Genomic DNA, 26000 nt, shown 5'->3' on the forward strand with positions numbered 1-26000 from the left:
CAAATGGAAACCCGTGCGCATCATGTCTTGATTGGTTTATTTACGCTGATTATTTTCACCGCCGTGCTGCTGTTCAGCCTGTGGCTAACCAAGTCCGGCACCGATCGCCAGTTCAAGCAGTACGATATCGTATTTAATGAAGCCGTCAGTGGCCTGTCACAGGGCAGCACGGTCAATTACAGTGGGATCCGCGTGGGGGAAGTGACTATGCTGCGGTTGGATCCCAACGTGCCTACCAAAGTCTGGGCACGCATTCGGGTCGCGGCCTCTGCACCAATCCGTGAGGATACCCAGGCTCGCCTGGCAATAGCTGGCATTACCGGTACGTCCAATATCCAGCTCAGCGGCGGGAGTGAAACCAGCCCGATGCTGACAGGAGAGGATGGGGCAATTCCGGTGATTATCGCCACGCCATCGCCTTTGACCCAGTTGCTTGCTAATGGCGAAGATGTGATGAGCAATGTCAACCAAGTGCTGGTGCGTTTGAATCAGCTCATGACGCCGGATAATCAGCAGCGTTTGGTGAATACGCTGGATAATCTGGAACAGATCACCTCTACCGTAGCCGGGCAACGTGAAGATATCCGCACCATCCTGCAGCAACTGGCGCTGGTGACCAAGCAAAGCAACGATACGCTGGCACAGACCAATCGGTTGGTGCGCAATGCTAACGTGCTGCTGGACGGGCAGGGCAAGCAACTGGTCGCCAATGCGGCAAATACCATGGCATCGCTTGAGAAAACCACCGCGCTGCTCAACAAGCTGATTGGTGAAAATCAGCAGTCACTGAATAGCGGCATCCAGGGATTCAACGATCTTGGCCCGGCGGTAGATGAATTACGCAGAACCTTACTGACCTTACGCGGTGCCATGAGCCGCCTGGAAGAGAACCCGTCCGCCTTGCTCAGGGGCCGCGAACGTACCAAGGAGTTTACCCCTAAATGATTAAGCTAAAACTTCGCCAGATGCTACGGTTGTTGGTACTGGCCGCCGTGATGCCGCTGGCCGCCTGCACCATTTTGCCGCCAAGCCCGGTACAACAGGTGTTTCTGCTGCCAGCCTTGCCAACGGCGGTGGGCGGGGGCCAAGCGTCAAAACAGACGGTGCGCATTGTTCAGCCCAATTCCAACCAGTTTTTAAACGGTACGCGGATCGCCGTTCAGCCACAGGGTTCAGAGATCACCTCTTTTAGCGGTTCGCGCTGGAGCGATCCGGCCCCGTTATTGCTGCGTAATCGCCTGATCCAGGAGTTCCGCACCAATGGCCATTTCCGTTCGGTGAGCAGCGACGATGACAATCTGCAGGCAGATCTGGAGCTAGGTGGGGATTTGGTGTCGTTCCAAGGGGTTTATAACGGTCAGCAGGGTGAGGTGGTGATCCGTTTTGACGCTCGCTTGGTGCGTACTTCAGATCGTGAAGCGATCGCCAACCGCAGCTTTGTGGTACGCGAGCCGATCCATGGCACATCAATGGACAACGTCGTGCAGGCCTTTGGTCTGGCCAGCGATAAGCTGGCAGCACAGACGCTGGCATGGGCACGCCAGCAGGGGGCTAATTAAGACCCGTCGGCCATGGCCTTTAACCACTGGATAAAGGCGTTGATTTTAGGCCATTGCCGGTCCGAGAGCGTGGAAATGTAGTAGCGCTGTGCACATTGCATTTCCATGCCGGGGAAGGGCGCAATAAGTTCGTTATTCTCCAGGCGCTTACTCACCAACTTCTTGCGGCCCATGGCAATTCCTACGTGGTTCATGGCCGCGATCACCGCCAGATCCGAACGATCAAACCCCATACCGCGCTGGCCTTCGGCAAATTCCAGATCAAAGTGTTTGGCCCAGGTATTCCACTCCCCGATGTCCGAGTCGTAACTCCATGCCTGGCGATCGTGTAATAACGTGCAGCGCCGCAGGTTGGCGGGGTTACCCACTAGCTCATGGCGCTCGGCGTACTCCGGGCTGCAAACGGGCACGATCGACTCATCCATCAAATGCTGGCAATCGAGTTTCTCCGGCGTTTTGTCATCAAAATAGATCGCCAGATCGATCCCCGCACCGTGGAAGTTCACCATTTCGTTACCGGTGAGAATATTCAGGCTGATGGCCGGGTATTGGCGATCGAAGTCCGCCAGTTTGGGCACCAGCCAGCATTGGGCAATCGACGGGCGTGAGTAGATGGTCAGGGTGCCAGACAGCTCCTGGCTTTTAATCTCCAGTATTTCCTGATTGAGATAGCTAAGTGACGATTTCAACACCCAGAACAGCCGCTCGCCCTCGGGGGTCAGCTCGATCCGGCGGTGAAAGCGTTGGAATAGCTTAAAACCCAACTCGGCTTCCAGATTGTTGATCCGATGGCTGACGGCGCTGGGAGTGATCGCCAACTCTTCGGCGGCCAGCACGAAGGAGCCTTGCCGCGCCGCAATCTCAAACGTATGCAGCTTGGCTAGCTGATAGCCATTCAGGTGCCTGTTGCGGGCGAGCTGGTGCTTTTCGTCGTACACGGTCATCACCTGTTAATCAGTAGGGGCGCCGCATGCTGCGCCCGTTATAAATCATCAAGGAGTATATCGAAATCCGGGCTTAAAGATGAAGCAATGTGAGTCAAATACAGAAATAGTGCCAAATGTTGACGGAAATCACCTGATTGATTGAATCTGGCTCATGTGAAGAGGCGTTTTGATCGTTTGTCAGCGCTGGGGCGTTAGTTTCCAATAGGAGTGAAATTTATCCTGGAAGGACGCTGAACATGGACTCGCAGATCTGGGTAGTCGCTACGTTATTAAGCAGCATCATTATCATTATTCTCACTATCGTAAAATTCAAGATCCACCCGTTCCTGGCGCTGCTGCTGGCCAGTTTTTATGTGGGCGCCCTGATGGGCATGAACCCGCTGGAAATGGTCAATGCCATTGAAGGCGGTATCGGCGGGACCTTGGGTTTCCTGGCGGCGGTGATTGGTTTAGGCACCATTCTGGGCAACATGATGGAAGTGTCCGGGGCGGCAGAACGCATTGGCATCACCTTGCAAAAGTGCCGCTGGCTGTCGGCTGACGTGATCATGGTGCTGGTGGGGTTGGTCTGCGGTATTACGCTGTTTGTTGAAGTGGGCGTGGTGTTACTGATCCCGCTGGCGTTCTCGATTGCCAAAAAAACCAATACCTCCTTGCTGAAGTTGGCGATCCCGCTGTGTACCGCATTGATGGCCGTGCACTGTGTGGTTCCTCCGCATCCGGCGGCGTTGTTTGTCACCAACAAGCTGGGTGCCGATGTGGGTTCGGTGATTGTGTATGGTTTGATTGTCGGGTTGGCCGCTTCGCTGATTGGTGGGCCACTGTTCCTTAAGCTGGTCGGTAAGCGTCTGCCGTTCAAACCGGTCCCCGTCGAGTTTTCCTCCGTGCAGGTGCGTAACGAGCAGGACTTGCCTTCGTTGGGTGCCACGTTATTTACCGTGCTGTTGCCGATCATTCTGATGTTGGTGAAAACCGCAGCGGAACTCTACATGGCCAAAGACAGCACGCTGTATACCTTCCTGGAGTTTATCGGCAACCCGATCACCGCCATGTTTATTGCCGCCTTCGTGGCCTACTACGTGCTGGGTATTCGCCGCAATATGGGCATGGGCACCTTGCTGACCAAAACCGAAAACGGCTTCTCTTCCATCGCCAACATCTTGCTGATAATCGGGGCCGGTGGTGCATTCAACGGCATATTAAAAGCCAGTGGGCTGGCAGATACGCTGGCCGTGATCCTGTCGAATATGGATATGCATCCGATCTTGCTGGCCTGGCTGGTGGCTATCTGCCTGCATGCGGCGGTGGGGTCGGCCACCGTGGCCATGATGGGAGCAACGGCTATTGTTGCCCCCGTATTGCCGCATTACCCTGGCGTCAGCCCGGAGATCATCGCGTTGGCCATCGGCTCGGGTGCCATCGGTTGCACCATCGTCACCGACTCGCTGTTCTGGTTGGTTAAACAATACTGCGGCGCGACGCTCAGTGAGATGTTTAAGTATTATACCTCGGCCACCTTTATTGCTTCGCTGATTGCGCTGGGAACCACATTCCTGCTTTCTTATATCATCTAGACCAAAAGAGACTATTTATGAATACGTTAGACATTGAAAACCTGGTAGTGAAATTTCCTTTGGTGCAACGGCTGATGGATTTGGAAGCGGTGACCTGGTTCAACCCCAATACGACCACGCTGGTGGAAGGGTTACCGTACGTCGGGCTGACGCAAAACGATGTCACCGAGGCCGAAGCGCGCTTGCAACGCTTTGCTCCGTATCTGTGCCTGGCATTCCCCGAAACGCAGCAAACGAACGGCATTATCGAGTCTGAGGTGGTGGCGATCCCGGCGATGCAGAGCGCATTGGAGCAGCGTTATGAGCAGGCCATCGCGGGTAAAATGTGGTTGAAAAAGGACAGCCATTTGCCGATTTCTGGCTCTATCAAGGCCCGCGGCGGCATCTATGAAGTGCTGACCCATGCGGAAAGGCTGGCCATCGAGGCGGGCATGCTGTCTGTAGACGACGATTACAGCATCCTGTTTAGTGACAAGTTCCGCCAGTTCTTCAGCCAGTACAGCATTGCGGTGGGCTCAACCGGTAACCTGGGGATGTCGATTGGCATCATGAGTGCCAAGCTGGGGTTCAGCGTCAGCGTGCATATGTCTGCCGACGCTCGCGCCTGGAAGAAGCGCAAACTGCGTGAGCACGGCGTTAACGTGGTGGAGTACGAGCAGGATTATGGCGTGGCGGTGGCTCAAGGGCGTAAGCAGGCGGAGTCTGACCCGCACTGTTTCTTTATCGATGATGAGAACTCGCAAACCCTGTTCCTCGGCTATGCGGTGGCCGGTGGTCGCCTGAAAAAGCAGTTTGCGCAGATGAACATTCAGGTTGATCAGGACCATCCGTTATTTGTCTATTTGCCCTGTGGCGTAGGCGGCGGGCCTGGCGGAGTTGCGTTTGGTCTGAAGCTGGCGTTTGGCGACCATGTGCACTGCATCTTTGCCGAGCCGACGCACTCACCTTGCATGCTGCTGGGGATCCACACCGGGCTGCACGATCACATTGCGGTGCAGGACCTGGGGATTGATAACGTCACGGCGGCGGATGGATTGGCCGTCGGCCGGGCTTCCGGGTTTGTCGGGCGTGCCATGGAACGCTTGCTGGATGGTTTCTACACCCTGAGCGATCAGGAGATGTACGACCTGCTTGGTTTGCTTGCCGCTGAAGAGGGCATCCAGTTGGAGCCTTCTGCGTTGGCTGGCATGGCGGGGCCGGCTCGAGTCTGCGCCGACCCACATTATCTGGACAGCCACCAGATCGACGCCCAACGGATCGCCAATGCGACGCATTTGGTTTGGGCAACCGGTGGCGGTATGGTGCCTGAGGAAGAGATGGCCAAGTACCTCGCAGCCGCAAAACGCTAGCGCTGCATGTTGTTAAACGGGCGCAGCTGCGCCCGTATTGCTTATGTCTCTCCTCACGTTTTCCTAAACGAGAGCAATAAATCGTCGTCATAGTTTGACCTCGATCAGAGTATCGTCTTGATGCGCCCATCATAATGAGAATTACTCCCATTATAAGAACGCCTATCATGACCATGCGTATTATTGGACGGATCCTGTTTTTCTGCGCCGGATGGTTTCTTCTCAGCTCTGTCGCCCTGGCAGCCGCAGATTACCAACAGCTGAGCGATGACATTCAGTCACGTCTGGATAAAACCTCGCAGTTCTACCAGCAACAACAGATTGCTGAAGCCCGCAGCGAAGTACAGATGGCCTATTTTGAGGTGTTCGAAAACCTCGAAGGCCCGATCCGCATCAACATTTCCGCGCAAAAAAGCTATCAGATGGAGGCCGCCTTTGGCGAAATCCGCAAGATGATTGGCGATGGCAAGCCGCAGGCGGAGGTCGATGCCAAAATAGCCTGGCTGAAAAACGAGTTAAACGGCGTGCTGCCGGTATTGAGCGGTGGGCACAAACTCACGGCGGAGCAGCAGCACGGCGCTTATGACAACGAACAAATCGCACCTTATTGGCAGCAGAGCTTTAAAACCATCGATGACCTGTTGGCCGAAGCCGTTGGCCTGTATCAAAGCAACAGCTACGCCGAAGCCAGCAAAAAGGTGCAACAGGCGCAGTATGACGGCTTCAAAAACTCCGAAATGGAAACCTCGCTGCGGCAGAATCGTTCCTCACAGCAGGCCGGTGACATTAACCGCCAGTTCTCTGAGCTGATCAAACTGAGCGGTGAGCCGGACCAGATGAATGAGGTCGGCTACCGCGTGACCGCCTTATTGCAAGATCTTGAAGACCTGCTGCCTGGGCTGCCAACCACCCGAGATGACCAAGTTGTTGCAGCCACGCCTGACACCAATGATGCCGCGGTGGATGCGGACTGGCAGAAAGTAACCAGCGATATTGATAAAGCGGTGAATGCTGCCATTGCGCAATACGCCACCGGTGATGCCAAAGGCGCCATGATGGCGATCCAGGATGCTTACTTCGACCTGTTTGAAGCCAGCGGCATGGAGAACAAGATCGGTTCGCGCGACTCGGCCTTTAAAACCCGCATCGAAGGTTACTTCACGCGCATGGTTAGCCAGATCAAGGCGGGGCAACCGCTTGAGACGGTGAAGGAACAGTCTCAGGCGCTGCAAACCGATTTGGCGGCGGCGGTAGAGATGTTGGGCACCGGCGGCCAGACCAACTGGAGCCTGCTGATTTACAGCCTGTTAATCATCGTGCGCGAAGGCCTGGAAGCCTTGCTGATCGTCGCGGCTATCGTCGCATATCTGGTGAAAAACAATCATCACGACAAACTGCCGCTTATCCGTCAGTCGGTGTATGTCGCGCTACTGGCCAGCGTGGTTACCGCCGTGATCTTCCAGTGGCTGTTCTCTAATTCCGGTGCCAGCCGTGAACTGCTGGAAGGGTTCACCATGCTGATTGCTGTGGTGATGCTGTTCTCCATGAGCTACTGGCTGCTGTCAAAAGTGGAAGCCAAACAGTGGAAAGCCTATCTGGAAGGTAAGCTTTCGCACTCATTGAGCAGTGGATCGATGATTGGCCTATGGCTGACCAGCTTCCTGGCGGTGTACCGCGAAGGGGCGGAAACCGTGCTGTTCTATTTTGCCCTGATGGGGGATTCCAGCTCGATGGAAGGGCACCTGTCCATTCTGGGCGGGTTCCTGATCGGCTGTGTGATCTTGCTGATCGCCTACCTGATCATGCGCTACAGCGTCGTCAAGTTACCTCTCAAACCGTTCTTTATGTTTACCGGCAGCTTTATGTACCTGATGGCCTTTGTGTTTGCGGGCAAGGGCGTGCTGGAGCTGATCGAAGGCAAGCTATTCGAACCAACGTTACTGTCAGGCGTGCCAGAAATCTCCTGGCTGGGTATTTACCCTTATGTCGAAACGCTGATACCGCAGGCGATCTTACTGATTGCCGCCGTATTTGCCCTGTGGGTCATGAAGCGGGGAACCGTAGCAACAAGTCGGGGGTAACACCCCGCAGTATTTCTGGGATGATTTTTTAATCTGAACGATTATTTAGCGAGGATGATAACAACTATGGCTATGAACAAAAAATTAATCAGTGGCGCACTGATCGCCGGGATCTTCACCGCACCAGCGGCGTTTGCTTTCAAAGAGTACCCTGCTGGCGAGCCGGTAAAAATGAACGAGCTGGAGATCGCGGCCGTCTATCTGCAACCGATCGACATGGATCCGCGTGGAATGGGGCTGCCAGCGGCTAAAGCCGACATCCACCTGGAAGCGGATATCCACTCGGTAGAGGGTAACAAGAACGGTTTTGGCGCGGGCGAATGGATGCCTTACCTGACCATCGCCTACACCCTGACCAACACCGATACCGGTGAGAAGCAGGAAGGCACCTTTATGCCAATGGTCGCCAGCGACGGCCCACACTACGGTGCCAACATCAAGATGATGGGCGTGGGCAACTATAAGGTGACCTATCATATCGATCCGCCATCCAAAGCAGGTCTGCATCGCCATACCGATAGTGACACCGGCGTTGGCCGCTGGTGGAAACCTTTCGATGTCAGCTTCGACTTCAAATATGTTGGTCTGAACTGATTTAGCCGTTAAAGGTTTCACTATCAACAGGCCGGGCAGGCAGCAATGTTTCCCCGGCCGTTGGCGTTTAAATGCCAACGCCATACGACGTTCTCCGTTGGTTGCCATGATTGGACAAGCTCATCATTAACGGATAACGGTCAATACCCAATTGCCGCTCAGGCAGAGCTTGTCAGTGAGCGGGGTGTAGTCATCATGAGCTATTTTCTTGTTTCGGTACTGCAATCTTTCCTGCCCGTTGCCCTGCTGCTGGGGCTGAGCTGGACAATACGCCAAACTCCCCAAGTGCGCCCGATGGTGCTGCTGAGCCTGATTGCCTTTTTGGGTGGCACCTTTACTGCGGCTCATCTGCCTGATTCACAGCAATGGGCGCTGTGGTTTACCGGCCTGCAAATCGCTCTGATCCTGTTGTTCCTGCTCGGCCAGTTCACCTCTGGTTCGCGTTCGGGGTATGCCTGGCAGTTTATCCTGGTGCTGGTGGCTGCGCTGCGGTGGGGGAAAACCCCTAACCTGGGGGCGATCACTGCCACCGACGTCATCAACACCGAGCTGCTGCTCAATATCAGTGCGGTGATTGCTGGCATTATCATCGTAGCGTTTGCCGGGGCATTATTGGCCGCCTGCGTGCGTCAGGTTCGCACTCTGCGCTGGCCGTTGCTGCTATTGTTGGCGTTGTTGCTACTGGCACCGCTCTCCGGCGAACTGATGCTGGCATTAATGAAGCTCCAGGTGCTGGAACTCACCAAATCCTTGCTGAGCTATGTGGCCAAAGTCACCAATGCCAACGGCTTGATTAACTATTTCTGCGGCGGATTGCTGCTGTTGACGGCTTTGGTTTACCTGTTGAAAGTTGTCATACCGCGCCGTCGGGCGCAGGTGGAACTGCGGCCTATCGAACGCCGTAAGGCCGTTGCCCACTATCAAAATTCGCGGCGCGTGTTGGTGATGACCTTGCTGCTGGCGCTGATTGCCGCCGGTTCCCAACTTTACTGGGACAAAATTGCCTCTCAGCCCCCGCGCTTATCTGAAGCCTTGCCGGTGACGTTGAATGCCGATGGGCTGGTCCATATCCCAATAGAACAGGTCAAGGATGGCAAGCTACACCGCTTCGTCTGGGTGGCAGACGACGGTAAAGCCGTGCGCTTCTTTGTAATCAACCGTTACCCAGACAAACTGCGCCTGGGCGCGGTGTTTGATGCCTGCCTGCTGTGCGGCGATCAGGGCTACGTGATGGAAGGCAACCAGGTGATTTGCGTGGCCTGCGACGTACGGATATTTATTCCGTCGATCGGTAAGCCTGGCGGCTGCAACCCGGTGCCGATCGAAGAGTGGGATATGACCGCCACGGATTTGGTCATCAGCAAGAAATCGCTGGAGTCCGGCCTTAACTATTTCAGCACCATCATTACGCTGGAAGTCACCGACCCGGTTGACGGTAGCAAGCTGACCAACACCAAGGCGGAGCATCGCTACAACTACGCCGGTAAAACCTATTTCTTCTCCAACGCGGCTAACTATGAAGCCTTCCGCGACACGCCAGAGAAATTCATCAAGGAAGGGGAATAACCATGTTATGGCGCATGCTGCAACAGTCGTGGTATCGCAATATCCGCAAGAAATCGCTGGCGGTGATCACCATTTTTCTGGCCGCGGGCCTGGTTTCTGCCCTGCTGGCGGTGTCGATCGATATTGGCGACAAGATGGCCAGGGAGATGAAATCCTATGGTGCTAACATCCTGATCGAACCGGCCGGGCAGGCGACCTTACCCTCGCTGTTCGGTGAGAAAAACAACCCACTGGCCGGTCAGGATTTTCTCGACGAGGCCGAACTACCCAATATCAAAGATATCTTCTGGCGCAATAACATCATCGGTTTTGCCCCGCTGCTGAGCGGTGAAGTCAGCGTACAGCAACGTGTAATACCGGTGTTAGGGACCTTCTTTGAGCAGAAGGTCAACGTACCGGATGAAGAGAACTATCAGACCGGCCAGAAGATTATCAGCCCTTATTGGCAGGTAACCGGCCAGTGGCCTGATGAAAGCGGCGTGGCCAATCAGGCGCTGGTTGGCCAACAGCTGGCTCAGCAAAGCGGCTGGAAGATTGGCGACACCATCACTGTCAAAGGTCCAGCAGCGGCGCTGGAGGTGACGATCAGCGGCATTCTGGCCAGCGGCGGCGATGAAGAACAGCAACTGGTGCTGCCCTTGGCGCAGGCTCAAAACTTGCTGGGGCTGAAGGGCAAAGTGCAGGCCATTCGCGTTTCCGCGCTGACGGTGCCAGAGAATGAGCTGTCACGTAAGGCCAGGGCCGATCTGGAGTCACTGGACGCAGAAGAATACGACCTGTGGTATTGCACCGCGTATGTCTCGTCCATTGCTCATCAGTTGGAAGAGGCGATATCCGGCTCCGGCGTTCGCCCAATTTGGCAGGTGGCCGCCTCAGAAGGAATTGTGATCGAGAAGATCCAACTGTTGCTGGCGGTGGTGACGCTGGCTGCGCTGTTGGCCTCCGCCATGGGCATTGCCTCGCTGATGACCAGCAATATTATGGAGCGCACCAAAGAGATTGGCCTGATGAAGGCGCTGGGGGCCAGACAGTGGCAGATCATGATGCTGTTCTATCTGGAAGCGGCAATGAGCGGCATTATTGGCGGCCTGTTAGGCTGCATCGCTGGCTGGGGATTGGCTAAGGGGATTGGTTTGATGCTGTTCGGTGCGCCGCTGAGCTTTGCCTGGATTGTGGTGCCTTGCGTGTTGGTGCTGTCGGTACTGATTGCGCTGGCAGGGACCTGGTTCCCGGCTCGGCGCATTGCTCATCTCTACCCGGTGGAGGTGCTGTATGGCCGTTAATTCCTCTCAGAGCATGTTCTGGCGCCTGGTGTTCCGCGCGCTGCGCTTACGGATGCAGCGGGTGGCGGTGGTGTTTGCTGCGTTGGCGGTAGGGGCGGCGATCGTCACCGCGATGTCTGCGGTGTATTTTGATATCAACGCCAAAATGAGCCAGGAGCTGCGCACCTTCGGCGCCAACTTTTATGTCGGGCCGGGGATGGGTAATTCCATGGCGGAGAAGAGCTATCAGCAGATTGTCGACAACGCCCCGTCAGGGCTGGTAACGGCCAATAGCCCGTATCTATACGGCATGGCGCGTACCGAACTGGAAAAGGTAGTGGTGATGGGCGTGTGGTTCGAATCGCTCAAGCAGATCGTTCCTTACTGGCAGGTGACGGGTAACTGGATTGGCGTCAGCTTCGACGATCGCAATGCGATGATCGGCTACAAGCTGGCAAACCGCCTTGAACTCAAGGTGGGGGACTCGGTGGTGCTGGTGGAAGGGGATCAGAAGAAAAAATTGCAGATCAAAGGCATTGTCGAGGCCGGTGACGCAACGGATAACGTGTTGATTATCAACCTGCCGCTGGCCCAGAGTTGGCTACATCAGCCGGACCTGATCAGCCACGCCTTATTCAGCGTGAACAACGAACGCGGTCAGGTGGAACAGTTTGCCGAGCAGTTGCAAAAACGTTATCCCGATCTGGAAATCCGCCCGATCCGCAAGGTTTCGGCTTCCGAAGGCCAGGTGCTGGACAAGATCAAAGGGCTGATGGGGTTGGTTTCGGTGGTTATCCTGGTGCTATCAACGCTGTGCGTGAATACCACCTTGATGGCGATCGTCAGCGAACGGTCGCGGGAGTTTGCCTTACAAAAAGCGTTAGGCGCCAAAAGCAGCGACATCGTGCGCCAGATTATGGCCGAAACCCTGATTATCGCGCTGTTCGCCGTGGTGGTCGGCATTATTGCTGGCTACATCCTGGCGCAGGTTCTGGGACATACCGTGTTCTCTGCCTCCATCGGGCTGCGTGCGCAGGTTATTCCACTGACGGTCATTCTTTCATTGCTGGTTGCCCTGATTGCAGCCGCACTGCCAACCTATCGCGCCGTGAATATTGAGCCGGCCAAAGTGTTAAAAGGAGAGTAACGGTGACTCAACCGCAACCGACCAACGAGCAGCAACTCTCACCCTGGGTGATTGAGACCCGTCATCTCTACAAGCGCTTCGGCCAGGTGGTGGCGCTGGAGGATATTAACCTCAAAATCAAACGTGGCGAGTTTGTGGCCATCATGGGGGCTTCGGGTTCGGGCAAAACGACGCTGATGAATATCCTGACCTGTCTGGATACCGTCAGTGATGGTCAGGTGCTACTGGACGGCGTAGACGCCGCTGGGTTGGATGAAGAAGGGCGCAGAGCCTTCCGCTCAGACAAAATTGGCCTGGTATTCCAGCAGTTCCACCTGATCCCGTTCCTGACCGCCTTAGAGAACGTGATGCTGGCTCAGCACTATCATAGCGTGGTGGATGAAGTGGCCGCTCGCAAGGTGTTGGATCAGGTTGGCCTGGGGCACCGTTTCGATCACCTGCCAAGTCAGCTTTCCGGGGGGGAACAGCAGCGCGTCTGTATTGCCAGGGCGCTGGTCAATGAACCTCCGGTGATCTTTGCCGATGAGCCAACCGGCAACCTGGATGAACAAAACGAGCAGATGGTGCTGGGCTTGTTAACCGAACTCCACAAGCTGGGGCGCACCATCGTGATGGTTACCCACAACCCGGAACTGGGCAAGTTTGCCGATCGCATCGTACGTTTGCAGCACGGTAAGTATCAGGGTGAGGAGCTTAATGAGCATGGGGTAGAGCATGTTAGCTAATGCCAAAAAGATCGGCGGTATCCTGTTAATCGGGGCCGCGTTACTGCTTAACGGCTGTAAAGAAGAGAAGGCCGAGATCGGCGCTGTGGCCCCTGCGCTGGCGGCCTACGATTTGCAGGGCAACCAGGTTTCGCTTAGCCAGTGGCAGGGCAAGCATGTGTTCCTGAACTTCTGGGGTTCGAACTGCGGTGGTTGTCTGGCCGAAATGCCTGCTCTGGAAAAACTCAGTAAAGAATTTGGCGACAGCATCGTGGTGGTGGGCATCAACACGGATAAGGATGAGATGAATATTCAGGCGTTGCTGGACGAACGCCAGGTATCGTTTCCCAACGTGCGTGACCAACTGGCAATCACCCAAGAACGCTATCAGGTGATTGGCACGCCAACCGCCTATCTGATCGACCCGCAGGGCAAGCTGATTGGCCAGTATGTGGGCATGCTGAAAGAGCCCGATCTCAAGGCGATCTTCGAACAGTCCCGGCAGAAAGGGTAGCCGTTAGCCCAAACTTCCCCCTCACCCCAACCCTCTCCCAAAGGGAGAGGGAGCTGGTACGGTGTTGTGTTTAGGTGCAGAGGTGAGCTGTAACAGGGGTGATGCACCGTAATTAAATGGTGGCACGTTCGGTCCCCTTTGGGAGAGGGGGGGGTTGATGCATAGGAGGAGTGCCGTAATTAAATGGTGGCACATTCTGTCCCCTCTCCTGGGGGAGAGGGTTAGGGTGAGGGGGATGAACTCTTCACCTTCGTAAATGGGTTAGTCTCGAATTACCGTTATGAAACAACAGGGTAAAAGATTGATGAACAAGCATCATGTAGCACTGTTAATAACGCTCCTGGCAGGCTCCGGCCCGGCATTGGCCCAGACTCCTGATGTGATTTATAAAAATAGCTGCGCCTCCTGCCATGGCCGTTATGGTGAAAAAAACGCCTTAGGTAAAGCCCGCCCGCTGAAAGATTTAACGCAGCAGGAAATCGCAGAAGGCCTGCGGGCGCGCAAGGCAGGCGAGATCGTGGGTGCAGGCAATAAGGCCAAAGCGCGTTTAAGCGATGAGGATATCACTGTGCTGTCGGCATACGTGGTGACGCTGAAGAAGTGAGTAGCAACCGCTGGTTTCGTTTCTATGTCCCCTTCCAGCAGGAAGGGGGGATGGTTTGCTCAACGAATAGGACAACAATCACTCACACTGCCCATGGTTGATTTTGGTCAGGGGAAGGTTGATATCGAATATTTTCAGATGAAGATTTTTGGCCCCCATCGCCTCAGCCCTTTTGACGTGGTGTTCGGCATATTTTTCGGCATACGCTCGGTTTTCGAAAAAGTATATCCCTCCCGCCTCACCGGTAAGCTCATTCTCAGTCCAGATCTTGGAGATGAAACCCGGCTCTTGATTGATGCTTTCGGCCAGCGATTGCGCATTTTGGGACAGGGCAGCGCCAAGCTGGTCTGCAGGGAAACTAAAATCAATCTGTAAAATGACACTCATGTCGTGATCCTTTTCGTGACAGGTGGTTGTATAAGAAACAGGGTTATTCCGTGGTGCGTTCTGCAACAGGGGGTAACTGTGCGTTGAGACGATCAAGTAATGTCTCGGTGTCCACGTAACCCGTAGATAGCAGGGATATCTCACCTTGGCGTTCCAGCAACAGGGTGGGGAAGGAGCGAACGCCCCATTGGCGGCACAGCGCAAAGTCTTGGCTAACTGCCTCTCTGGCCCGTTGTGACGTAAAGGTTTGGTTGAATTCTTCAAATGGCAGGCCAACCTGGTCGCAGATGTCACGATAAAACGCCACGGTTTTAGGATCCTGCCCATCTACATAGAATTTGTACTGGGTTGCTGCGAGAAACGGCAACGCTGCCGAGGGAGGTAAACCTCGCTCAGCCAACAGCAGAGAAGCCGTGACTACTGCCCGGCAGGCTGGCTCGGTATCGTAGTTGAATTGCGCTGCTTCCAGCAGGCTGAAACCAAACGGTTGGCCGGTTGTTTTCTGGATGTGATCCCACTCATCCCTTAAGAAGGCCTGGAATGCCGAGTTCCAGGCATCGCCGCCGCCAGCGCGCAAGCCACCCATGGTCATTACAAAACTCAGGCCATGTTGATCGCAATACTCTGCCAGTTTCTTCACCACGGGTGAAATGCCCCAGCACCAGGAGCACATCGGATCGCCGACGTAGCGAATGACCACATCGCTGGGCGTAGTGGGTTGCCGTTGTGTATCAGAGGGCTCGTCAGGCAGAAGACAACTGCCGGTGGTGGGATCGCATTGCATCATGATGGAGACTCCAAGCTGGGTTGAGATCGCGATCGTCATGATATTTGACAGCAAAAATTAATAAATAGACTATAAAAGCTAACTCTGTTCAACATTTGTGAACAAATGGACAAACTTGCAGCCATGGCCACTTTTGTCAAAGTGGTTGAAACCGGAAGTTTCACCCGTGCGGCTATCGCCATGGGGCTTCCCAAAGCGCGGATCTCCCAGCGGATTAGCGATCTTGAGCGCATCCTGAGCGTGCGCCTGTTGCATCGCACGACCCGGGCGTTGAGCCTGACGGAGGATGGCAGCGCCTATTTTGAGCGCTGCCAGCATATTCTCGCGGAAATTGATGAGTTGGAAGGTGGGCTCAGCGGTGGGGTGACAACGCCGAGCGGAAAGATCCGTATAGAGGCTTTGGCCTCGATTGCGCGTTGGATCCTCGCACCTCAGTTGCAAGACTTTCAGGCGCGATTTCCAGAGATCGTGGTGCGGCTTGCCAGCAGCGATCGCATCAGTAACTTGTTTGAGGAGGGTATCGACTGCGCTATCCGTGGCGGTAATCTGGAAGATTCGACGCTGGTGGCCAGGCACGTTTGCGATGTGCAGATGGGCCTTTATGCCTCAGCTGATTACCTCCGTTCAGCGCGGGCTATCAGGCAGCCTGAAGATCTTCAGCATCATCGATGGGTTGGGGATTTTGGCATTCAGCGCGGTAAGCAGCTTACCTGGCATCTGCAATCGGCAAGCCAGAGCATTGCGGTAGTAGGCAACAGCAGTTTGCTGATCGAAGATCCCGATGTGGCCATGAGTGCCTGCCTTACCGGGGCAGGCATCTGCTCCGGAGCACCCTTCGCGGTGGAAAGCTATGTGAAGAGTGGGCTCTTGCAGCCGGTGTTACCCGAGTGGCACTTTGCTCCACGGCCAATTCATATTATCTACCCCACCGGCAAGCATTTGTCGGTTCGGGTGAGAAGCTTTGTGGATTGGTCATTTGAGCTGATGAAAACCCATCCGCTGTTGGCGATAACGCCTTTAGCGCTGGCAAAATCACTGAGTTGAGTCGTTTGAAGGCTGGTTAACCGGGGGATAAAGAGGTGGATGGCGTTGCCGCACATCCACCTGATAATCAACGATCAGTGAAGCTTTTTACCATCAACAATGATGTGGTGCGTGCTACGTGCCTTCGGATGGATGAAGAAATGCCCTTCCTGAGCGCTATCCGTGTTGATTGGCACCAGCGTGATATTTTTCGCTCCAGCCGCTTTATTATGCAGTGCATAAATAATGAAGGGGATCACCAGCACCACCAGGAAGCAAACGACCAGTAAGCCGGCATAGACGTCGTTGGCTTCTCTGCCCGGTAGCCCCGAAGGAGGGAAGAAGGAGACGACAAAGGCTACCAGAGAGGTCAGCAACCCGATGACAGCAACCGCAATTTTAACCCCATTGCCTCCCGGTATATTAAAGGTACGTTTGTTATTCGGCTGTTTGCGGATCAGCTGGATATAAGCCAGGAATAACAGGAAATAGCTGCAAAGATAAATCACCACCGTCAGCGCCAGCGCAATCAGGAACGACATGTTATTGCCACCCCCGGTATTGGTCAGCACAATCAGTGCCACCGAGGTGATGAGTAACTGGGAAATGACCAGCACCACCGGCACGCCGTTTTTGTTCATTTTGGCAAAACGGGCAGGCAGGATCCCTTGCTGTGCCGTCACTAACATCCCGCGGGAAGGCCCGACAATCCATGCGGCGATCTCAGCTAGCACGCCCAGGAGCAACAGCGCAGCGATGCCACGGATAGCCCATTCAAAGCCCGTCCCCAAATGATTGATCAGCACCGTGAAGGTTTGCATCACGCCCGCAGAGAGGTTGATTTGCTCATGAGGTATTACGGCTGCAATGGACAACCCGCCGACTGAACTCAGGCAAATTGCCGCAAACATCAACAGCAGCATGGCGAGCGGATAATCGCGGCCCGGGTTTTTCATCTCATTGACGTGGGTTGCGGAGGCTTCCACCCCCATATAGCTTAGGATGAAGGCCACAAACACCACTAGCGTGCTCATGCTGGTAACGTTCGGGAAGAAGGTATCGGCACTCATTTCAATCGCTATAGGAGCACCAGAGCGCAGATAAGTGACGGCCAGGATCACCAGAATTGCGGCTGGCAGCAGGATACCGGCAAAAAAACCAATCTTGGCGATGCGAGCGGTATTCTTGGTGCCACCAAACTGAGTCAAGGCCAGACCCCATAAAATAATCAGTGCGGCGACGGTCTTGACTATCGGATCGTTATTGAGTTCGGGCCAGTTAAGAATATAGGACAGCGCCCCTAGCACGAAGTAGAGCATCGGGATAAAGCCTATCGCGATTTGTAAATAGCCGAACGAAATAGCGGCAAATCCCCATTTCTCACCCAGGGTTTTAGAAACCCAGGTAAACACGCCACCCTCCTGCCAACCTTCTACCGTCGCCATTTCTGCGGCACACAATCCTACAGGGATGAACCACAGCAAGCCGCCAACAATAAGGAAGAAGATCAGTGAAAAACCGGAGGTTGCAAACGTTGGGTATTCGTAAACCGCCATCACCATTGATGCCGTTATGGCAAAAAAGCCCAACAGCGTGAGTTGTTTTGGCGCAGCGATGATTTGAGAGGTAGCCATGGCATTTCTCCTGGGACAAGCGAAGGTGCTTGCCAGTTGATTTCTTATGGTTAACAGGAGTGGCGAGGAGCATGCCACTCCATTAACAGGCCAACTGCGGATCAGCCGTGGTTAAAACCGGCAGCTTCATCTTCCGAAAGTGGATTAACGACCGGATGACTTTCGAAATGCTCAAGTGCTCGTTTCAGATCGTCAAGCAACAGGCTACCCAGGTCAAAACTCACTCCGTGGCGTACTAAAATACGCTGGATCACCAGATCTTCCCGATTGGCTGGCATGGAGTACGCAGGTACCTGCCAGCCGCGTGAGCGTAACTTATCGGCGAGGTCATACAGCGTGTAGCCACCGATATTGGCGCCTTCTTTCAATTTCCAGGCCAGCGCCGGGATGCCTTTACCACTGTCGCCATCAAACAGGATTTCAAACGGACCGAGCTTACCGATCTCGTCGGCAAGATACTGGGCCGTGGCATAGCAGGCGTTATGAACTTTGGCGTAGCCTTCGCGGCCAAGGCGTAAGAAGTTGTAGTACTGCGCGATGATCTGCCCACCAGGGCGTGAGAAGTTGAGCGCAAAGGTAGGCATATTGCCGCCAAGATAGTTGACGTTGAAAATAAGCTCTTCGGGCAGGTCTGCCGCTTCACGCCATACCACCCAGCCCGCTCCAAGCGGGGCCAACCCAAACTTGTGGCCTGAGGTGTTGATGGATTTTACGCGTGGCAGGCGGAAATCCCATTCCAGCTCAGGCGCACAGAATGGGGCGAGGAAACCGCCGCTGGCACCGTCGACATGAATAGGAATATCCAGCCCGGTGTCTTGTTGCAGCTTATCGAGTGCGTCGCTGACCGCTTTTACCGGCTCGTACTGGCAGGTAAAGGTCACTCCGAGGGTGGGTACCACACCTATGGTATTTTCATCGACTCGTTTCAGTACCTCTTCCGGGCTCATGATCAGACGATCGCCTTCCAGAGGAATTTCTCGCAACTCCACATCGAAATAACGCGCGAATTTGTGCCAGCAAATTTGCACCGGTCCGCAGATCATATTGGGCTTATCGGTTGTCAGGCCCTGCGCGGCACGTTTTTTGCGCCATTGCCATTTCAGCGCCAACCCACCCAACATAGCGGCTTCTGACGAGCCAATGGTGGAGCAGCCCAGCGTAGTGCCCGGCGACGGTGATTGCCACAGGTCGGCCAACATGCGCACGCAGCGGGCTTCAATTTCGGCCGTTTGTGGATACTCGTCTTTATCAATCATATTCTTGTCGATGGACAGATCCATCAGGTCGCGAATTTCTTCATCAACCCAGGTCTGACAGAATGTCGCCAGGTTTTGCCTTGAGTTACCATCCAACATTAACTCATCGCGAATGGCACTAAATACGTGACGAGGGTTTCGCTCTGCGTCTGGAAATCCAGATTTCGGTAGTGAAATGGCCAAATCTATCGAGGAATAAACATCATCATTAACATTGCTGTTATTTTTCTGGTTGCTGTTACTCATAAAAACCCTCTTGATTTTTATATGTCAATATACCCGGCACGATCACGTAAAACCGTCCCCTGTGCTCTACTAACGCCATCAAGTCTTGGCGTTAATTCTAGAACATTTTGTGAAAAAGATAGGGGGACATCCTAAAAATAATATTTTTCCAGTAAGATCAGTAGGAAGCCAGTCCGGCTTATTGAGATTTTTGCCAATAATTTTTAAGCGAGGGTGTGGTAATTCATAGGGTTAGTCGTACTCGGATTTTTATGCCAGTTATTTAATCATTGTTACGTCATGGTTATAATAACATTAAATCTGTTAATGAGACTTTTCTCTCGATTGACAAGGTAATTCCTATTTTATCCACTGCAATCTAATGGTTTATTAATGAGGATATAAAATTATTGAAAAATAAAGCATTGTGAGGATTACGTTCTACAATTACTCTAAACAAAACCTGCAGTTACCGGCGAAGTCGGTTTGATTAGGAGTGATGTGTTATGCAGCAAAATCTCATGTTTCAGCCTGCCTGCGAACATTCTGAGGCATGCCTATGCCACAGCCCGGCATTCTTACGCATTAATACGGTGCTAACCCGCCAGGCGGCGAAAGCACCGCCGATAACGACAGCCACGGTCGCAGCAGCAATACCTACAGGACAATCCACGCATTCCAATGCCACCGCCAGCGCTACGCAGTTGAAAGCGTTTATCAACGTACGGATTTTTGACGGGGTTTCTGACCAACTGCGCGAGGGCATGCAGGTTATCGTTGAAGGCAACAAAATCAAATCGATTGAACCTGCTGATACGCCTCCGCCAGCGGAGGCAACGATTATAGACGGCAACGGTGGCGTGCTGATGCCCGGCCTGATTGATGCGCACTGGCATGCCATCATGGCTCGCCCTTCCATGATGACGGCGATGACGGCCGATTTTAACTATATCCAGGCGCTGGCGATTGCCGAAGCCCAGGCAACGCTGCTGCGTGGGTTCACCACGGTCCGCGATATGGGCGGGCCGGTGTTTGGCTTGAAGCGTGCAATTGATGAGCAGATTACGGTTGGCCCGCGCATTTACCCGTCCGGAGCATTTATTTCCCAGACCGGCGGCCACGGTGATTTTCGCATGCTCAGCGAAGTCCCACGCGCACCCGCGGACTCCTTGAGCTATATCGAGCGGGTGGGGATAACTGCCATTGCCGATGGTGCCGACCAGGTGTTGTTGCGCGCCAGAGAACAGCTGATGAGGGGGGCATCCCAGATCAAATTTATGGCCGGTGGCGGTGTAGCCTCACTCTATGACGGCATCGACGTGACGGAAGGTTCCGTGCCCGAAATCCAGGCGGCGGTGACCGCTGCGGAAAATTGGGGTACCTACGTGACCGTTCACGCCTATACGGCCCGCGCTGTCACCATGGCAATCAAAGGCGGCGTGAAATGTATCGAACACGGCCAGTTGGTGGATGAACAGACCGTGGAGCTCATGGCGCAAGAAAACCTATGGTGGTGCCTGCAACCTTTCCTGGACGATGAAGATGCCGTACCGATGGCGAATCCGGCTTCACGCGCCAAGCAACTGGTGATGTCCGCCGGAACCGATAACGCCTACCAACTGGCGAAAAAGCATCACATCAAGACCGCCTGGGGTACCGACACACTGTTCGACGCCCGGCTTGCCACACGTCAAGGCGCCCAGCTTGCCAAGCTGATCCGCTGGTATACGCCTCTCGAAATTCTTAAAATGGCTACCAGCGTCAATGCCGAACTTTGCGCGCTCTCCGGTCCGCGTAACCCTTATCCCGAGAAGCTCGGGGTGATAGAAGCAGGTGCTCTGGCCGATATGATCGTTGTCGACGGCGATCCGCTAACGGATATTCAACTGCTGGCCCAGCCTGAGGAAGCATTTCAGATGATCATGAAAAATGGGCAAATTTATAAAAATACGCTGGCAAACAGTGCGGTTTAGTACAGCGCCGCAATGCGGTTTTGGGGGATAAAATGGCAAGCGCACACTCTTTTCGTCAGCGCCGGGAGCCTGTGTTTTTTCGTTCAGGCCATACGCGTTATGGAGCGTTGGCCTTATTGCTGGTCAGCACCTTTAGCCTTATCGGGTGTCGTGACTTTGGTGCGCCAGCATTTTCCTTGCTCGGCTCTTATTTCCCTGCCTGGCTAGCCTGTGCAGGGATTGGCCTCGTGGTGGCGATAGGCGCGCGCGTTCTGCTGATTTTTGCGGGAATTGACGAAGTTCTGCCGTGGCGGTTATTCGTCTATACCTGCCTGGCGCTCGCCGTAGCCTTTATGTCATCGCTTTTATTCTAAGTGCGCTAAAAATGAACACGTTAAAACAACAGGGCAATAAACGTCGGATAGCGATCGTCATTGGGGTGGTGATTGTTATTGCTGCCGCTATTTCAGGGTGGCTGACGCTGCGTCAAAACTCGTTAAATCCCACGTCGCAGGATACGGTCATCGGTGCCAGCGTGGTGAACGTCAGCAGTTCCGTACCTGGGCGTATTCAGTCCATTAATGTGACAGAAAACGGCAAGGTTCAGCGGGGTGAGGTGATGTTCACCCTCGATCCCACGATTTATCGTTTGCGGGTCGAGCAGGCACGGGCGGAACTGCAGATGGCGCAAGCCGCCTGGGATACTCAGCACCGCACGATGATCGCAGAACAATCTAATGCGGCGATCACCGATGAGCAGGTTAACCGGGCGCGGGCCAACCTTAAGCTGGCAACTCAGACGCTGGCACGCATTCAGCCGCTGCTGGGCAAGGGCTATGTCACTGCCCAGCAGATTGATGATGCCCAGACCGCCAAGCACGATGCGGAAATCAGCCTGAAACAGGCGCTGAAGCAAACCGTCGCTTCGCAGGCATTAATCAGCAGCGCTGCGGAATCTGAGGCCCTGCTCAGCGCGCGCCGTGCCGCATTGGCCATTGCCGAACAAGAGCTGGAAAATACCCAGATACGAGCGCCGCACAACGGCCTGGTGGTGGGGCTTAATGTGTCGGCAGGGGAGTTTGTGATACCGGACCAGGCGGTATTTACGTTGATTAATAGCGATCACTGGCACGCCTCGGCATACTTTCGCGAAACAGAGCTGGCGCACATCAAACCGGGGGATTGCGCTACGGTTTATGTCATGGCCGATCGCCAGCGTGCGCTTCAGGGCAGAGTGGAGGGCATTGGCTGGGGGATCAGCTCAGAAGATCAGTTTAACATTCCACGTAATCTGCCCTATGTCCCGAAATCGCTGAACTGGGTGCGGGTCGAACAGCGTTTCCCGGTGCGGATCAACCTTAAAGATCCGCCGGCGGAGTTGATGCGAATTGGTGCCAGCGCGGTAGCAATAGTACGAGACGACCATGGTTGCTGACCGCCCCTGGGGCAGAATGTTGCGCCAGGTGAAGCGCGATTTGGCCTATTTCCCTGGCCGATTGGCGATGGCCTGGCGGGTCGGTGCGCTTTGTGCGCTGATGACGCTGGTGGCCATGCTGTACGGTATCCCCGAATCAGCGATTAGCTGCTACCTGATTTTGTTCGTGATGAAACCAGACGCCGCCGAAAGTATGGCGATGGCCATTGCGGTGACCCTGCTCGTTTCCATAGTGGTGGGGCTGATCTTGCTGATCCTGCCTTATACCTTGGAATCTGCGCCTTTACGCATGGCGGTGCTGGTGCTTAGCTCGTTTGCCTTTCTCTGGCTAGGCTCGGCGAGCAAGCTCGGGCCGGTGGGCAGCATTATTGCGCTGGTGATCGCTTTTATCATGTCGCTGCTTGGCGATGCACCGAATGGAGAGTTAGCGGTACGCGCGGTGCTGTATGCCTGGCTGATGGCCGCATCACCGATGCTGCTACTGGTAGCCTTTAATCTTTTCATCGGGCGGCCACCCTGGAAACTGCTACGCGCAAGTCTGGCAGAGCGCTTAGAGGTTGCTGGTGCGGCATTACGCCACCCGGATGCCACCAGCCTGCGTAAAGTAGAGGAGCTGCTGCGGGAAGGGCAGAGCGAACATCAACAGCGGGCTATGCTGGTGCGCATTTTCCATCTGCGGCCCGCCGCTGAGGCCGCCTGGTTAACCGCCGCCGTCAACAGCAGCTATCGCTTACTGTTGGCCATTTCAGCCGTCAATAAAACCGTACCGGCGTTAACTCGTCCTGAACTGGCCGACTGGTGCAGTGCTGCAGCCGAGGCTATTACCGCAGGCCGGGTGATTGAACCCCCTGCGTTTAATCAGAGTGGGAAAAATGACGAAGTCACCCACGCGCTGGTGCAACTTGCAACGCCAGATAATGCGGTAGACACCAGTGCGCCAAAAGCCTCATTTTTATCCGCAGACGCCTTTACCAATCCCGTCCATCAGCAATTTGCCATAAAGACCACGGCGGCCAGCGTGATCTGTTATCTCGTCTATACCGCATTGGACTGGCAAGATATTCATACCGCCATGATCACCTGTTATGTCGCCGCGCTAGGCACGGCGGGAGAGACGGTACACAAGCTGACGTTACGCATCGTTGGCTGCCTGATAGGCGCATTGATGGGCGTGCTTTCGCTGATTTTTATTGTTCCGTCGCTGAGCGATATCGGCCAGTTAATGGCGCTGGTGTTTGGCGCGCTGTTGCTCAGTGCCTGGGTATCGAGCGGCAATGAGCGGATTGCCTATGCGGGCATACAAATCGGGCTGGCATTCTTACTGACCGTGTTACATGGCTTTAGTCCGAGTACGGATTTGGGCGTCGCGCTCGACAGGGTGCTGGGGATCCTGCTGGGGAATCTGGTGGTGTATTTGATATTCACATATGTGTGGCCCGTCGCCATTGCTGATTTTGTCCGCACTCGCATCCGCAGTTTGGTTACCGGGTTAAGCAATCTGGCCGCATTGGCGCCAACAGAGCGCCCGGCCGCGATAAGGCAGGCGGCAGAGGTTGAAGAAGAACTGACTACGGCACGGGAGGCGCTAAGGCTGGTTCCTTTTGAGCCAAGATCGCTACGCCCCTCTCCCGAAGAATACCGGCGTCTGCAAGCGATCCTTGGCGAAATGGAAAACCTCTGTCCGGCGCTGTTTTTGCCCTTTGATAAGCCCTCCTCCGATGTGGAAAGGCTTAGCCGACTTTCCTCGAGCGGGAGAGTGATTAATCCCTCAGTGCCAACAGGCAGCAATAACGGTTTGCCACCCGCCGTTGAACTTGAGATCCAACAAAGCATCAGGCGACTTGAGGAACTTCTCGGATGAAGCCGCGCACTCAGACTTTCAAAATACGCACTCTCAGCACGGCAGTGGGGCTGTGTCTGTTAGCTGGCTGTGCCACGGACCAATTGGCGTTGGCCCCGGCTAGCCCTTCCTCTCCCTGGACACCTGACGGCATTAACAGTCATGAATTTGCTGTTCCGGCTAATCCGGCGGTAGCGGAGCTCCCTGCACCGCCTGCGATCAACCAGCAGCAGGTCTACCAGTTATCCGAGCTTATCGACATCGCCCAGATGCAAAACCCGGATACCCGCATCGCCTGGCAGCAGGCGCGGCAGGCTGCGCTGGGTGTCGGCATGGCTGAAGCGACATTTTTGCCAATGATTTCAGCCAGCGTGATCGGCGGCTATCAAAGAACGCACACGCCGTTGCCCTATGACATTGACGGCCAACACGATGTGGATACCTCCGGCAGCGCGGTAGTACCGGCGCTGGCATTACAGTGGTTAATCTTCGATTTTGGCCAGCGTAGCGCTTTGCAACAGGCGGCCAAGCACACCTCCTATGCCGCCAACGTCGCCTTTAACGGCATGCATCAAAAGATTATTTATGAGGTTACGCGCAGCTATTACCAATACGGTGCGGCCCAGTCACGCCGCAAAATAGCGCAGGAGACGCTGCGCAATAGCCAGAAAATCCTCGATGCTGCCCTGGCGCGTAACAAAAATGGCGTCGCAACAACGGTAGAAGTCGCGCAGGCTCGCCAGCAGGTCGCGCAGTCGGAACTGAATCGCGTTGTGGCGCAGGGAACGGAACGTGACGCATGGCAGGCCTTACTGGCAGCCATGGGCATTTCTGCCTCATCGCAAATCAAAGTGGGCTATGCCGAGGATAAACCTTTGCCGCAGACGGCCAGTGCGCCAACCCAGCAGATGATTAAGCTGGCGCTCTCCCAGCGGCCAGACGTACTGGCAACTTATGCTGCTGCCCAGGCCGCAACCGCAGGCATCAAGGCGGCAGAGGCGGACTTTCTGCCTAAGGTCTATCTTGCCAGCGCGGTCGCGGGGGGGGATGGGCGCTTTGATATGCAGGGATTGCCGCCCATTGGTCAACAAACGTCTTCCTCAAGCATACTCTTGGGCGTTACCGTACCGCTTTACGATGGTGGCATACGGGCTGCCCGCGTGAAAGAGGCCGAATCACGTGCTGCCGTAGCAAACGAGACTTTCCAAAAGACGCAGGAGGCTGCGGTTCGTGAAATTATCGTGGCGGCAGATACGTTACAATCCGCGCTAGAAGCAAACCAGGCAGCATTGAACCTGGTAAAAACCGCGTTTATTACCTACGACGCCGCGCTGGAGTCTTATCGCAACGGCGTGGGGACTATCACCGTAGCCAACGAGGCTGCCAATGGTCTGCTCTATGCGCAACAGATGAGTACCGATGCCCACGCTGCGGCACTGATCGCGGCGGCAAATTTAGCCTTTGTGATGGGCAAAATGACCCACGTCGACCCGGAGTAATGTTGGGGGGTAGGCATTATGACATCCTGTTCGTCCCGTTATGCCCCTGTTCCTATCAGGC

General features: G+C 54.8%; 23 protein-coding genes. 18 read left to right on the top strand and 5 right to left on the bottom strand.

The genetic code is table 11. The features are described from left to right. Positions 1-3: 3 nt before the first annotated feature. The gene (locus ACX9GU_RS09335) at positions 4-945 is read left to right on the top strand and encodes an MlaD family protein (protein ID WP_024485914.1); all 942 of its coding nucleotides are present in this window, start codon (positions 4-6) and stop codon (positions 943-945) included. Further along, positions 942-1559 (top strand): ABC-type transport auxiliary lipoprotein family protein, encoded by a 618-nt coding sequence (locus ACX9GU_RS09340; protein WP_473194549.1) that lies wholly within the window; start codon positions 942-944, stop codon positions 1557-1559. The genes ACX9GU_RS09335 and ACX9GU_RS09340 overlap by 4 nt, the downstream gene beginning before the upstream one ends. Here the strand turns inward: ACX9GU_RS09340 and dsdC are convergent. Further along, positions 1556-2497: a DNA-binding transcriptional regulator DsdC gene (gene dsdC / locus ACX9GU_RS09345; protein ID WP_473194550.1), complete on the bottom strand. Its 942-nt coding sequence runs from the start codon at positions 2495-2497 to the stop codon at positions 1556-1558. The genes ACX9GU_RS09340 and dsdC overlap by 4 nt on opposite strands. A 245-nt stretch (positions 2498-2742) precedes the next feature. On the opposite strand from dsdC, the gene dsdX reads away from it, so the two are divergent. From dsdX to ACX9GU_RS09395, 10 genes are all read left to right on the top strand, one after another. Next, positions 2743-4080 (top strand): D-serine transporter DsdX, encoded by a 1338-nt coding sequence (dsdX, locus tag ACX9GU_RS09350; protein ID WP_473194551.1) that lies wholly within the window; start codon positions 2743-2745, stop codon positions 4078-4080. Positions 4081-4097: 17 nt separating this feature from the next. Then, complete coding sequence (locus ACX9GU_RS09355; RefSeq protein WP_473194552.1) at positions 4098-5429, top strand: D-serine ammonia-lyase; 1332 nt, start codon at positions 4098-4100, stop codon at positions 5427-5429. A gap of 173 nt (positions 5430-5602) precedes the next feature. Further along, positions 5603-7510: an FTR1 family iron permease gene (locus tag ACX9GU_RS09360; RefSeq protein ID WP_473195146.1), complete on the top strand. Its 1908-nt coding sequence runs from the start codon at positions 5603-5605 to the stop codon at positions 7508-7510. Positions 7511-7576: 66 nt separating this feature from the next. Continuing rightward, positions 7577-8104 carry an iron transporter gene (locus ACX9GU_RS09365; RefSeq protein ID WP_024485920.1) on the top strand — a complete coding sequence of 176 codons (528 nt, stop codon included), beginning with the start codon at positions 7577-7579 and terminating at the stop codon, positions 8102-8104. Positions 8105-8299: 195 nt separating this feature from the next. Further along, a complete protein-coding gene (locus ACX9GU_RS09370; RefSeq protein WP_473194553.1) occupies positions 8300-9670 on the top strand; it encodes a Fe-S-containing protein in 1371 nt (456 codons plus the stop codon). Between the two features lie 2 nt (positions 9671-9672). Next, positions 9673-10953, top strand: a complete 1281-nt coding sequence (locus ACX9GU_RS09375) for an ABC transporter permease (protein ID WP_261261782.1) — start codon at positions 9673-9675, stop codon at positions 10951-10953. A gap of 13 nt (positions 10954-10966) precedes the next feature. Further along, positions 10967-12079, top strand: a complete 1113-nt coding sequence (locus ACX9GU_RS09380) for an ABC transporter permease (protein WP_473195147.1) — start codon at positions 10967-10969, stop codon at positions 12077-12079. 2 nt (positions 12080-12081) lie between these two features. After that, positions 12082-12804 (top strand): ABC transporter ATP-binding protein, encoded by a 723-nt coding sequence (locus tag ACX9GU_RS09385; protein ID WP_473194554.1) that lies wholly within the window; start codon positions 12082-12084, stop codon positions 12802-12804. Further along, entirely contained in the window at positions 12794-13297 is a 504-nt protein-coding gene (locus ACX9GU_RS09390; protein ID WP_473194555.1) for a TlpA family protein disulfide reductase, read from the top strand. Before ACX9GU_RS09385 ends, ACX9GU_RS09390 begins: the two co-directional genes overlap by 11 nt. A gap of 304 nt (positions 13298-13601) precedes the next feature. Beyond that, positions 13602-13901, top strand: coding sequence for a c-type cytochrome (locus tag ACX9GU_RS09395; RefSeq protein WP_261146130.1), 300 nt, complete (start codon positions 13602-13604; stop codon positions 13899-13901). Between the two features lie 78 nt (positions 13902-13979). Here the strand turns inward: ACX9GU_RS09395 and ACX9GU_RS09400 are convergent, their stop codons facing one another. Together ACX9GU_RS09400 and ACX9GU_RS09405 are read right to left on the bottom strand one after the other, a co-directional pair. Further along, positions 13980-14288 carry a monooxygenase gene (locus ACX9GU_RS09400; RefSeq protein WP_473194556.1) on the bottom strand — a complete coding sequence of 103 codons (309 nt, stop codon included), beginning with the start codon at positions 14286-14288 and terminating at the stop codon, positions 13980-13982. 43 nt (positions 14289-14331) lie between these two features. Beyond that, positions 14332-15075, bottom strand: a complete 744-nt coding sequence (locus ACX9GU_RS09405) for a DsbA family protein (RefSeq protein ID WP_473194557.1) — start codon at positions 15073-15075, stop codon at positions 14332-14334. Between the two features lie 105 nt (positions 15076-15180). On the opposite strand from ACX9GU_RS09405, the gene ACX9GU_RS09410 reads away from it, so the two are divergent. Further along, a complete protein-coding gene (locus ACX9GU_RS09410; RefSeq protein WP_473194558.1) occupies positions 15181-16119 on the top strand; it encodes a LysR family transcriptional regulator in 939 nt (312 codons plus the stop codon). A gap of 74 nt (positions 16120-16193) precedes the next feature. Here the strand turns inward: ACX9GU_RS09410 and gadC are convergent, their stop codons facing one another. Further along, complete coding sequence (gadC, locus tag ACX9GU_RS09415; protein WP_473194559.1) at positions 16194-17732, bottom strand: glutamate/gamma-aminobutyrate antiporter; 1539 nt, start codon at positions 17730-17732, stop codon at positions 16194-16196. A 101-nt stretch (positions 17733-17833) separates the two neighbouring features. Further along, entirely contained in the window at positions 17834-19234 is a 1401-nt protein-coding gene (gene gad / locus ACX9GU_RS09420) for a glutamate decarboxylase (protein ID WP_473194560.1), read from the bottom strand. Positions 19235-19719: 485 nt separating this feature from the next. On the opposite strand from gad, the gene ACX9GU_RS09425 reads away from it, so the two are divergent. The 5 genes from ACX9GU_RS09425 to ACX9GU_RS09445 all read left to right on the top strand — a co-directional run bounded on the left by ACX9GU_RS09425 (position 19720) and on the right by ACX9GU_RS09445 (position 25939). Then, on the top strand, positions 19720-21186 hold the full coding sequence (locus tag ACX9GU_RS09425) for a metal-dependent hydrolase family protein (RefSeq protein ID WP_473194561.1): 1467 nt from the start codon (positions 19720-19722) through the stop codon (positions 21184-21186). Between the two features lie 107 nt (positions 21187-21293). Continuing rightward, complete coding sequence (locus tag ACX9GU_RS09430) at positions 21294-21539, top strand: YtcA family lipoprotein (RefSeq protein WP_037375583.1); 246 nt, start codon at positions 21294-21296, stop codon at positions 21537-21539. Positions 21540-21550: 11 nt separating this feature from the next. Further along, on the top strand, positions 21551-22600 hold the full coding sequence (gene mdtN, locus ACX9GU_RS09435) for a multidrug transporter subunit MdtN (protein WP_473194562.1): 1050 nt from the start codon (positions 21551-21553) through the stop codon (positions 22598-22600). Beyond that, complete coding sequence (locus ACX9GU_RS09440) at positions 22590-24461, top strand: FUSC family protein (protein ID WP_473194563.1); 1872 nt, start codon at positions 22590-22592, stop codon at positions 24459-24461. Before mdtN ends, ACX9GU_RS09440 begins: the two co-directional genes overlap by 11 nt. Then, entirely contained in the window at positions 24458-25939 is a 1482-nt protein-coding gene (locus ACX9GU_RS09445) for a TolC family protein (protein WP_473194564.1), read from the top strand. The genes ACX9GU_RS09440 and ACX9GU_RS09445 overlap by 4 nt, the downstream gene beginning before the upstream one ends. Positions 25940-26000 lie beyond the last annotated feature (61 nt).

It is taken from the genome of Serratia sp. K1WW1, from assembly GCF_055790865.1.